Genomic DNA, 10,094 nt, shown 5'->3' with positions numbered 1-10,094 from the left:
AGTATCGCCCCTCGGATGCGAGGCCCAAGGGGCCGAAAACCCCGCGGCGCCAGCCGCCAAAACTAGAGCGCGCTCCAGGCTTCGCCGATCGGGGTGTCGATCTTGCGCAGCGGCAGCCAGCCGAAGGCGTCTTCCTGCATGCAGTCGTAGATCGGCACATCGGCGCCGTTGCCGCGGCACGCGATGGTGGTCGAGGTGCCCTGCGTGCTCACGATGATGTACTTGCCGTCGGCTGCCGCGTTGACGGCGGCCGGGTCGAGGTAGTTGACGAAGCTGCTGGTGAAGTCGGCGTAGGCGGCCGGGTCGCCGTTCGGTTCGGCCGCGGCGATTCCGGTCATGGACAGGCCGGCGCCGACGAGCAGGGTCGCCAGGGTGAGTGCTTTTGTGGACATGACGAGTTATCCAACCCTAATTCGGTGACGTCCGCACTACCGTCGAATGAACCGCAGGAGCTCCGGGATTTCACGCACGCTGATCGGAAAGCCCGCCGGACCGTTCGGCTTCGACGGTGGCCGGGTGCACCGCGATCAGGCCCAATCCCTCGCGGCGGCGGCACAGCCGGGCCAGTTCGTCGTAGGCGGGCGCGCCGAGCAGTTCGCGCAGTTCGGGGCCGTAGGACTGCCAGACCGGGCGGGTGCCGACGTGCGCGTCGGGGGAGCCGGTGCAGTACCAGTTCAGGTCGAGGCCGCCGGGGCCCCAGCCGCGGCGGTCGTATTCGGTGACCACGGTGCGCAGGATCTGTTCGCCGTCGGGGCGTTCGACCCAGTCCTGGGTGCGCCGAATGGGCAGCTGCCAGCACACGTCCGGTTTCACCTCGAGCGGTTCGATGCCTTTGCGTACGGCCATGATGTGCAGTGCGCAGCCCGCGCCGGCAGCGAATCCGGGGCGGTTGAGGAAGATGCAGGCGCCGTCGTAGCGGCGGGTGCGCAGGGCCGGTTCGTCCTCGAGTTCGTCGAGTTCGAGGTAACCCTTCTTGACGACTTTGCCCTTCTCGGTGGCCTCGCCCATCAGCTGCCAGTCGTCGGGTGTGAGCATCTTCACAGCGCCCGCCAGGCGCTTGCGGTCGTCCTTGTCGGACAGGAAGGCGCCGTGTGAGCAGCAGCCGTCGTCGGGACGATCGGCGATGATGCCCTGACAGGCCGGTGTGCCGAACACGCAGGACCAGCGCGACAGCAGCCAGGTCAGGTCGGCGACGATCTGGTGCTCGTCGTTTGCTGGGTCGGTGAACTCGATCCATTCGCGGGGGAAGTCGAGCTCGACCTCCGGGCTCGGATCCATCTTCCGCCCAGGTCGGAGCCCGGTCCCGCGGTTGCCGGCTGCGCCATCGGTCACAACCGGTGACGCTAACAGTTCAGTCGCCTGGCCTGTAGTACCGGATCACCAAGTACCGTATTCGTGTGCGGCTTGGTGTTCTCGATGTCGGAAGCAATACCGTTCACCTGCTCGTGGTGGACGCGCATCGTGGTGGACACCCGATGCCCATGAGCTCGTCGAAGTCGGCGTTGCGGCTCTCGGAGAACATGGACGGCGAGGGCCGTATCACCACCGAGGGCGAGGCGCGGCTGATCGCCACCATCACCGAATTCGCCGATCTGGCGCGCACCTCGCGCTGTGTCGAGCTGATGCCCTTCGCCACCTCCGCGCTGCGCGAGGCCACCAATTCCGACGAGGTCCTGGCGCGGGTTCGCGCGAGCACCGGGGTGGATCTGGAGGTGCTCTCCGGCGAGGACGAGGCCCGGTTGACCTTCCTGGCCGTGCGCCGCTGGTTCGGCTGGAGCGCGGGGCGCATCATCAATCTGGATATCGGCGGCGGCTCGCTGGAGATGTCCAACGGCGGCGACGAGGAACCCGATGTGGCGCTGTCGCTGCAGCTGGGCGCGGGCAGGCTCACCCGGGAGTGGCTGCGTGACGATCCGCCGGGCAAGCGCAAGATCGCGGTGCTGCGCGACTGGCTCGACGCCGAACTGGTGGTGCCGACCAAGGCCATCGCCGCGGCGGGCAAACCGGACCTCGCGGTGGGCACCTCGAAGACCTTCCGTTCGCTGGCCCGGCTGACCGGTGCCGCACCCTCGGCAGCCGGTCCGCGGGTGCGCCGTACACTGACCAGCTCCGGACTGCGCCAGCTGATCGCGTTCATCTCCCGGATGACCGCCTCGGACCGCGCGGAACTGGAGGGTGTGAGTTCGGACCGGTCCCAGCAGTTGGTGGCCGGCGCACTGGTCGCGGAGGCGAGTATGCGGGCGTTGTCGCTCGACAGCATCGAGATCTGCCCTTGGGCGCTGCGTGAGGGGCTCATCCTGCGCAAGCTCGACGCCGAGCCGAACGGAGGCCCGGCCCTCGTGCCGCCCCTGGCGTCGGTGACGAGAGCGGAGCCCGCATGAGCAACGACGATTCCAAACAGCTATCGGTCGCCGAGCTACTCGCGCGCAATGCCGCGCAGGGCGCGTCGGCCCCGTCCAGCGGGGGCGGTGGACGGCGCAGGCGCAGCGGCCGTGGGCTCTCGGTCACCGACCTGACCGGCGAGAACGCCACCGTCCGCTCCGGTCCCAGCTCGCACGCGGCGCCCGTGGAGCCGGAACCGCCCGCTCCGGAGCCTGCGGCCTACGCGCCCGAACCCGTCCCGCCCGCGAGCTATCAGCCCGCCCCCTATCCACCGCCGGGTCCCGCCGAGCCCGCGTTCTCCCCGATGTCGGGTCCGATCTCGCGCGTCGATCCCAGTGATCCGCTCGGGCTGGCGGGTCCCCGCCCGGCCGCCGATCCGTTCGGCCCGTTCCGTGCCGAGGCCCGCGATCTCGGTGCCCCGTCGAACGGTCGCGGGTTCCGGCTCGGCGCGCCGTCGAGCGGGGCGCAGGTCGACCCCGATATCGCCGAGATGTTCGGCTCCGGCGCGATCCCCGCGGTCGGCGGTGGACGCCGCCGCAGGCCCGAACCGGAGACCGAGGCCCCGCCCGCCATTCCCGAGCCGCCGCAGCCGCCACCGGCCACGGGTGGCAGGGCAGCGCGCCGACGGGCCGCGGAGGCCGCCGAGGAGGCCGCTGCGCCACCCGCGCCGACGACCCCGCCCCCGCCCGCGTGGGCACCGCAGACGCCCTCCTACGGCCCGACCGGCTTCGAGGCCCCCTACGCCCCCGGCGCCGACGCTCCGGCGCAGCCGTTCGGCACACCGGGCCCCGGTTTCGCCGGTCTGCCCGACTTCGCCCCGCGCCCCGACGCGACCCAGGCGCTCAACCGCCCCGCCGACGCGTCGCGCCCCGACTTCGCCCCGCGCCCGGACGCGCAGGCGCTCAACCGCGCACCCGCGTCGGACCCGTCGCGCCCGGATGGCACCCAGGCGCTGAATCGCGCGCCCGCATCGGACCCGTCCCGTCCCGACTTCGCGGCGCGGCCGGGTGCCGAGACCAATCGTGCGCCCGCCTCGGACGCCCCGCGTCCCGATCTCGACCAGCGACCCTCTCTCGACCGCAGGCGTCCCGCGCCGGGGACCGAGAAGTCGAAGCTGCCCTCGTGGTCGGCGCGCAGGCATCGCTCGCAGCAGCCCGCTGACGCGCCCGAGAGCGGTGGCTTCCCGACGGCCGCGTGGTCGCCGGTCAGCCAGGAGCAGCCGCTGATCGCGGGTCAGTCGGTGGCCGGTGACCTGCTGCGTCAGCGCGCCGAACACGGTCCCGACGCCGACGCGCACACCGAGGTCTACGCCCTGGGCGGCGGCGACCCGGACACCGACGACTACGCCGAAAGCGATTACGCCGAGCGCGATTACGCCGACAACGACTACTCCGACTACGCCGACGGCGAGTACGACGAAGACGACTACTACGACGACGAGGACGACGAGCCCGCCCCCCGTCGCGGCGGCAAGCGCGCCGCGACCAAGGCCGCCGCCTCGAAGATCGCCGGTCGCGCCAAATCGCGCGCCCAGCAGGCCAGGTCGCGCGCGAGCAAGGTGACCGCGCGGGCGAGCAGCGCCTCGACCGGGCGGGCGGGCAGCCGGGCCGCGCGGTCCGAGCGCGCGTCGGGCGAGGACGCGCACCGCCGCCAGTGGATGATCCTGGGCGCGCAGAGCGCGGGTGCCGCGGTCGCCGGAATGTTGCTGTTCAAGGGTTTCGAGACGATGTGGGAGACGCTGCCGTGGGTGGCGCTGGCCCTCGCGATGGTCGTGATCCTGGGTCTGGTCGCGCTGGTGCGGGTGCTGCGCCGCACCGACGACATCTTCAGCACTGTGATCGCCGTCGTCGTAGGCGTCTTCGTGACGCTGGGACCGCTAGCCTTTCTCCTCAGTACCAGCTGAATGCAGGGAGTGGGCTGTGGGGAACGCGCGGGCTGAGATCGGGATCGGCCTCTCGACGGCGTCGGTGTATCCGGAGAACACCCAGGCGGCGTTCCGTTATGCCGCCGAATTGGGTTACGACGGTGTGGAATTGATGGTCTGGGCCGAACCGGCCAGCCAGGACATCGCGACCGTGCAGTCCTACGCCAAGCGCTACGGGGTGCCGGTGCTGGCGGTGCATGCGCCGTGTCTGCTGATCTCCCAGCGGGTCTGGGGCGCCGACCCGGTCGCCAAGCTGGAGCGCAGCGTGCGCACCGCGGAGGCGCTGGGCGCCGACACCGTGGTGGTGCATCCGCCGTTCCGCTGGCAGCGCCGCTACGCCAGGGGTTTCGCCGAGCAGGTGGGCGAACTGGAGGCGCACCACCCGGTGAAGGTGGCGGTGGAGAACATGTTCCCGATGCGCGCCGACACGCTGTTCCGCGAGGGTTCGGTGCGCAGGCTCGAACGCCGCGCCGGTCCGGGTCCGGCGGTGAGCGCGTTCAGCCCGTCCTACGACCCCACCGACATCGGCTTCGACCACTACACCCTCGACCTCTCGCACACCGCGACCGCGGGCGCCGACGCGCTCGAGCTGGCCGCGCGGATGGGCTCGGGCCTGGTGCACCTGCACCTGGCCGACGGGCGCGGCGCCGCCAACGACGAGCACCTGGTGCCCGGCGAGGGCACCCAGCCGTGCGCGCAGCTCTGCGAGCATCTGGTGCACACCGGTTTCACCGGGCACGCGGTGGCCGAGATCAACACCCAGACCGCGCGCACCACCGCGCAGCGTTCGGCGCTGCTCGCGCGCACCCTCGAGTTCGCCCGCCTGCACCTGACCGGCGCGACCCCGGACCCCCACCACGCCGACCTTCCGTGACCGGTTCGCCCGGGCGGGAATACCCTGCGCGCACCCCTGCTTGTACGCTGTACGAATTGAACCTCGACCAGGAGTGACGATGACGCGAGAACTCGCGACCGACGCGCCGTTCAGTCAGGTCGTCGACCTGACCGAGCTCCCCACGACCGATGCCGAGACCGGCCGCTACGCCGGCGTCATCGCGCCCACCTGGACCATCGGCCCCAAGGTGCACGGCGGCACCATGGTCGCCGCCAGCGCCGCGGCGGCCACCCGGTGGCTCACCGAGGCCGACGAGTCCTTCGCGCGGATGGCGCCGATCGCGGCCAGCTCCGATTTCCTCGGCGCCCCGGACCCGGGCGAGGTCGAGTACGCGGTGCACATCCGCAAGAAGGGCCGCCAGATCTGCCTGGCCGACGCCGAGCTGATCCAGAACGGCCGCACCCTGGTGCGCACCGCGTTCACCTTCGGCCACCTCGACGCCGAGGCCACCCGCTGGAGCGGCCCCGACTCCGACATGCCCGCCGAACCGAGCGAGGCGGCCCACCGCTACACCCCGGATTCGCCGATGGGCAAGATCGTGCACGTCAGCGAGGGCGCGCAGGTGCTCATCGACCCGAGCCAGGCGGAGTTCCTGCGCGGGGAGACCGGCGCGCCGCGGCTGCGGCTGTGGATGCGCCCCTTCGACGGCGACGAGTCCGACCCGAGGGTGCGCGCCGCCTTCGCCATGATGGCCGCCGACATGAGCCCGCCGGTGCCGATGAACCTGGGCCACTTCGGCTGGTCGCCGACCGTGCAGATGACCACCTACCTGCGCCGCATCCCCGCGCCGGGCTGGCTGCGCGTCATCGCGACCGCCCGTGAGGTCGGTGAGCGCATGTTCGACGAGGACCAGCTGGTCATCGACTCCACCGGCGCGGTCGTCGCGCAGAGCCGCCAGCTGGCGCTCATCCCGGCGGCGCGCTGACCCACCCCGGCCCACTAATCTGGACCGCATGACGAGAATTGCGGTGGTCGGTGGCGGCCGGATCGGTGAGGCGTTGATCGCCGGATTGCTGGAATCCGGCCGGGCGACCAAGGATCTGGTGGTCGTCGAGCCCTCGGCCGCGCGCGGTGCCCAGCTCGCCGAGCGGTTCAAGATCCGGGTGAGCACCTCGGTCGCCGACGCGGTCGTCGGCGCCGACATCGTCGTGGTCGCGGTCAAGCCGGGCGTGGTCGACTCGGTGCTCACCGACCTGTCCAAGGCCGATCTGGACACCGGTGCCGAGCAGGTGCTGGTCTCGCTGGCCGCCGGTGTCACCACCGCGCACCTCGAGGCCAAGCTGCCCGCCGGCTACCCCGTGGTGCGGGTGATGTCCAACACGCCGATGCTGGTGGGGCAGGGGATGAGCGTGCTCTCGCCCGGCCGCTACGCCAAGCCCGAGCAGCTCGAGCAGGTCGGCGAGATGCTCGAGGCCGTCGGCAAGGTGGTCACGGTGCCCGAATCGCAGATGGACGCGGTCACCGCGGTCTCCGGCTCCGGGCCCGCGTATTTCTTCCTGGTCGTGGAGGCCATGATCGACGCCGGGGTGAGCCTCGGGCTGACCCGCGATGTCGCGAGCGAGCTGGTCGTCCAGACGATGATCGGCTCGGCGGCGCTGCTCGACGAGACCGGCCAGAGCGCGGTGGACCTGCGGGTCGCGGTCACCTCGCCCGGCGGCACCACCGCCGCGGCCCTGCGCGAACTCGAGCGCGGCGCGCTGCGTTCGACCTTCAGCGAGGCATTGCACGCCGCCAGGCAACGATCCGCCGAACACGGCACGTCGAACGAATGACCGCCGGGTACCCGGGATGAAAACCGATTTCTCACACCCGTCGCAGTAATCCCACTGGTCCCGCTAAGCTCGTAGAAGCACGTGCGTGTCTGTTCCGCCGGTGGGGAAGCCGGCGGCGCGGACGTGCCGGAGGTCAGTGATGCCATGATGGCTGCGAACAGAATGTCAGCGAATAATTCACCGGCGTCGGGTGGCGGATCGGGTTCGCCCGCTCCCCGGGCCGGAGCTCCGCAGGGACAACCGGTGATCGGCGGTGGCACGCAGTTTCTCACCGTCGCCGAAGTCGCCGATCTCATGCGGGTCTCGAAGATGACGGTGTATCGGCTCGTGCACTCGGGTGAACTGCCCGCGGTGCGCGTCGGCCGGTCCTTCCGGGTGCACGCCAAGGCGGTGCACGACTACCTGGAGACGTCCTACTTCGACGCCGGATAGGTTCTCGACCGCCTCGATCTGGACTGACCGGAGGGTGCGACGAAGGAGTACCCGCAGGGAGGGAAGATCGAGGGAACAGGTCGAGAACCCGCGGGCGCCAGCCCGCAGACCGAGCTGTAGCATGGGCACTCGGTTCGTGTCCGCCTGCCGGTGGCACCGCTTCGTGGTGTCCGGTGCACCCCGGCGGCGCGGACACCAGAAGACGCACGCGACACCGTGTGTGTATGCCGAGTAGAGAGAACGCGAGGAAACCCTATGGGTTCTGTGATCAAGAAGCGCCGCAAGCGTATGTCGAAGAAGAAGCACCGCAAGCTGCTTCGCCGCACGCGTGTGCAGCGGCGCAAACTCGGCAAGTAAGCCCGCATGCCTGCGACGAGCCCGTCACCTTCGAGGTGGCGGGCTCTCGCTGTGAAATGGTCGGGTTTGTAAATCTCACTGTGCGGTGACCATCGTCATCGTTAAAAGCTTGTTGATCGTGGCGGCGGGTGGCGCGAATGCGGCTACTCTGGTACGCGGGAAAACATGAGAAGCAGGGGGCTTTGCGTGGGGTCAGATCCGAAAGTCGTCCTGGTCACCGGAGCCAGTCGTTTCTTCGGTGGCAATGTCGCGGCCAGGCTCGCCGCCACACCCGGCGTCGAGCGGGTGATCGCCGTCGACACCATGACCCCCAGCCGCGAATTGCGCAGGCGGATGGGCAGCGCCGAGTTCGTGCGCGCCGACATCCGCAATCCGCTGATCCGCAAAGTCGTCGAGGGCAACGGCGTCGACACCGTCGTGCACGCCTCGGTCCTCACCCGCCCGCCCGCCGGTGGTGGGCGCGCGGTGATGAAGGACCTCAATGTCCTCGGGGCGATGCAACTGCTCGCCGTGTGCCAGAAGGCGCCGTCGGTGCGGCGTGTCGTGGTGCGGTCGTCCTCGGCGGTCTACGGGTGCAGTGCCAAGGACCCGGCCAAGTTCACCGAGGAGATGGGCGCGCGCACCCCGCCCGCGGGATGGTTCGCCCGCGACATGATCGATATCGAGGCCCTGGTCCGCGCGATGGCGCGGCGCAGGCCCGACATCTCCGCCGCCATCCTGCGCTTCGCGCCGATCGTCGGGCCCCGGCTGGCCGATCACGGCGTGCAATACCTGCGGTCGCCGATCACGCCGACCGTGCTGGGCCGCGAGGCCAGGCTGCAATTGCTGCACGAGGAAGACGCGGTCGCGGTGCTGGTGCACGCGGCGCAGCGGGCCAATGGTGGCACGGTCAATGTCGCCGGTGACGGCGCGCTGGCCATGTCGCAGGCGATCCGGCGGGCCGGGCGGATCACCGTCCCGGTGCCCCTGTTCGCCTTCCGCACGGTCGGGCGCACGCTGATGGGCCCGATCATGCGCGGCTTCAGCGGTGAACAACCCGACTACTTCCACTTCGGTTGCGGACTCGACACCACCCGCATGCGAACCGAACTCGGTTTCACGCCCCGCTGGACCACGGTCCAGGCATTCGACGACTTCATCGCGGGCGCAGCGTTGCGGCCCGTCTTCGATCCGGCATGGATCGACGCCGCGGAACACAAACTGCTCGGCCTCATCGGGGCCGGTTCAGGAGCGCATACATGAACGAGGGAGCGAAAGTCATCCGTCTCGACGTGAATGTCGAGACCAGGCAACGACCTGCGGCCCGGCGCTGGCCGGATCAGCCGATGCAGGCGATGCCGGTCACTTCGCTGAGTGAACGCAGGCCGGGGATGCCGCCGCGGCCCCCGAAGACGCTGTCGGAGGTCGTGCGCGAGGCCCTCGGCGAGCAGATCGAGAAGACCGCCGAATTCGCGCGCCGCCGCCTCACCGGCGACTACCAGATCGACGAGTTCGGTTACGACCGCCACCTGCTCGAATCGGTCATCCTGCCCGCGCTGCGCCCGCTGTCGGACTACTGGTTCCGGGTCGAGACCGCCGGCATCGAGAACATCCCCGCCACCGGGGGAGCGCTGCTGGTCGCCAACCACGCGGGCACCGTGCCGATCGACGGGCTCATGCTGCAACTGGCCGTGCACGACAAGCACCCCGAGCAGCGCGCGCTGCGCCTGCTGGCCGCCGACCTCATCTTCGAACTGCCGATGCTGGGCGCGCTGGCCCGCAAGGCCGGGCACACCCTGGCCTGCCACCCCGACGCCGAGCGGCTGCTGCGCTCCGGACACATCGCCGGTGTTTTCCCGGAGGGTTTCAAGGGCGTCGGAAAGAATTACGCCGACCGGTACAAGTTGCAGCGATTCGGTCGTGGCGGGTTCGTTTCCGCGGCGGTGCGCACCGGGGTGCCGATCATTCCGGTCTCGATCGTCGGTTCGGAGGAGATTTATCCGAAACTGGCCGATATCAAGCCGCTGGCCCGTTTGCTCGGATTGCCCTATTTCCCGGTGACCCCACTGTTCCCGCATTTGGGTCCGCTCGGCGCAATTCCGCTGCCGTCGAAGTGGTACATCGAGTTCGGCGAACCGATCGACACCTCGTCGTACGCACCCGAGGAAGCCGACGATCCGATGACGATGTTCGAGGTCACCGACCAGGTCCGCGAAACCATTCAGCAGACCCTCTACAAGCTGTTGGCCAAGCGTCGGAATCCGGTCCTGGGCTGAAGACAGCGGCAGGCATCCCCAGCCCCGCACCCGCGACCCCGAGGAGCGGCGGCCACGCAGTGGCCGGTCGCGGCCGG

General features: G+C 70.1%; 11 protein-coding genes. 9 read left to right on the top strand and 2 right to left on the bottom strand.

The features are described 5' to 3' along the window. Positions 1-62: 62 nt before the first annotated feature. Positions 63-392, bottom strand: a complete 330-nt coding sequence (locus tag ACWEMY_RS28690; RefSeq protein ID WP_375930420.1) for a hypothetical protein — start codon at positions 390-392, stop codon at positions 63-65. Positions 393-462: 70 nt separating this feature from the next. Continuing rightward, a complete protein-coding gene (locus ACWEMY_RS28685) occupies positions 463-1,278 on the bottom strand; it encodes a hypothetical protein (protein WP_452392528.1) in 816 nt (271 codons plus the stop codon). A gap of 119 nt (positions 1,279-1,397) precedes the next feature. Between ACWEMY_RS28685 and ACWEMY_RS28680 the strand changes: the two genes are divergently transcribed. From ACWEMY_RS28680 to ACWEMY_RS28640, 9 genes are all read left to right on the top strand, one after another. Beyond that, positions 1,398-2,381: a Ppx/GppA phosphatase family protein gene (locus ACWEMY_RS28680; protein ID WP_375930414.1), complete on the top strand. Its 984-nt coding sequence runs from the start codon at positions 1,398-1,400 to the stop codon at positions 2,379-2,381. Beyond that, a complete protein-coding gene (locus tag ACWEMY_RS28675; protein WP_452392527.1) occupies positions 2,378-4,285 on the top strand; it encodes a hypothetical protein in 1,908 nt (635 codons plus the stop codon). Before ACWEMY_RS28680 ends, ACWEMY_RS28675 begins: the two co-directional genes overlap by 4 nt. A gap of 16 nt (positions 4,286-4,301) precedes the next feature. Next, on the top strand, positions 4,302-5,180 hold the full coding sequence (locus ACWEMY_RS28670; RefSeq protein ID WP_375930408.1) for a sugar phosphate isomerase/epimerase family protein: 879 nt from the start codon (positions 4,302-4,304) through the stop codon (positions 5,178-5,180). A gap of 79 nt (positions 5,181-5,259) precedes the next feature. Next, complete coding sequence (locus tag ACWEMY_RS28665; RefSeq protein WP_452392526.1) at positions 5,260-6,126, top strand: thioesterase family protein; 867 nt, start codon at positions 5,260-5,262, stop codon at positions 6,124-6,126. Positions 6,127-6,154: 28 nt separating this feature from the next. After that, complete coding sequence (gene proC, locus ACWEMY_RS28660) at positions 6,155-6,973, top strand: pyrroline-5-carboxylate reductase (protein ID WP_375930402.1); 819 nt, start codon at positions 6,155-6,157, stop codon at positions 6,971-6,973. 162 nt (positions 6,974-7,135) lie between these two features. Then, positions 7,136-7,405, top strand: a complete 270-nt coding sequence (locus ACWEMY_RS28655) for a helix-turn-helix domain-containing protein (RefSeq protein ID WP_375930399.1) — start codon at positions 7,136-7,138, stop codon at positions 7,403-7,405. A 255-nt stretch (positions 7,406-7,660) separates the two neighbouring features. After that, positions 7,661-7,762 (top strand): 30S ribosomal protein bS22, encoded by a 102-nt coding sequence (locus tag ACWEMY_RS28650; RefSeq protein ID WP_003402602.1) that lies wholly within the window; start codon positions 7,661-7,663, stop codon positions 7,760-7,762. A 165-nt stretch (positions 7,763-7,927) separates the two neighbouring features. Further along, positions 7,928-9,004, top strand: coding sequence for an NAD-dependent epimerase/dehydratase family protein (locus tag ACWEMY_RS28645; RefSeq protein ID WP_452392525.1), 1,077 nt, complete (start codon positions 7,928-7,930; stop codon positions 9,002-9,004). Continuing rightward, positions 9,001-10,017: a lysophospholipid acyltransferase family protein gene (locus ACWEMY_RS28640; RefSeq protein ID WP_375930393.1), complete on the top strand. Its 1,017-nt coding sequence runs from the start codon at positions 9,001-9,003 to the stop codon at positions 10,015-10,017. Before ACWEMY_RS28645 ends, ACWEMY_RS28640 begins: the two co-directional genes overlap by 4 nt. The last annotated feature ends 77 nt before the right edge of the window (positions 10,018-10,094 follow it).

This window comes from Nocardia sp. NPDC004415, assembly GCF_053602435.1.
The sequence above is the reverse complement of the archived record's forward strand: the minus strand, read 5'-3'. Positions and strand labels throughout refer to the sequence as shown.

Bases quoted from the DNA above. Each gene is read 5' to 3' on its own strand.
- ACWEMY_RS28690 (WP_375930420.1), bottom strand. From the start codon at position 392: ATGTCCACAAAAGCACTCACCCTGGCGACCCTGCTCGTCGGCGCCGGC.
- ACWEMY_RS28685 (WP_452392528.1), bottom strand. From the start codon at position 1,278: ATGGATCCGAGCCCGGAGGTCGAGCTCGACTTCCCCCGCGAATGGATC.
- ACWEMY_RS28675 (WP_452392527.1), top strand. From the start codon at position 2,378: ATGAGCAACGACGATTCCAAACAGCTATCGGTCGCCGAGCTACTCGCG.
- ACWEMY_RS28665 (WP_452392526.1), top strand. From the start codon at position 5,260: ATGACGCGAGAACTCGCGACCGACGCGCCGTTCAGTCAGGTCGTCGAC.
- proC (WP_375930402.1), top strand. From the start codon at position 6,155: ATGACGAGAATTGCGGTGGTCGGTGGCGGCCGGATCGGTGAGGCGTTG.
- ACWEMY_RS28655 (WP_375930399.1), top strand. From the start codon at position 7,136: ATGTCAGCGAATAATTCACCGGCGTCGGGTGGCGGATCGGGTTCGCCC.
- ACWEMY_RS28650 (WP_003402602.1), top strand. From the start codon at position 7,661: ATGGGTTCTGTGATCAAGAAGCGCCGCAAGCGTATGTCGAAGAAGAAG.
- ACWEMY_RS28645 (WP_452392525.1), top strand. From the start codon at position 7,928: ATGAGAAGCAGGGGGCTTTGCGTGGGGTCAGATCCGAAAGTCGTCCTG.
- ACWEMY_RS28640 (WP_375930393.1), top strand. From the start codon at position 9,001: ATGAACGAGGGAGCGAAAGTCATCCGTCTCGACGTGAATGTCGAGACC.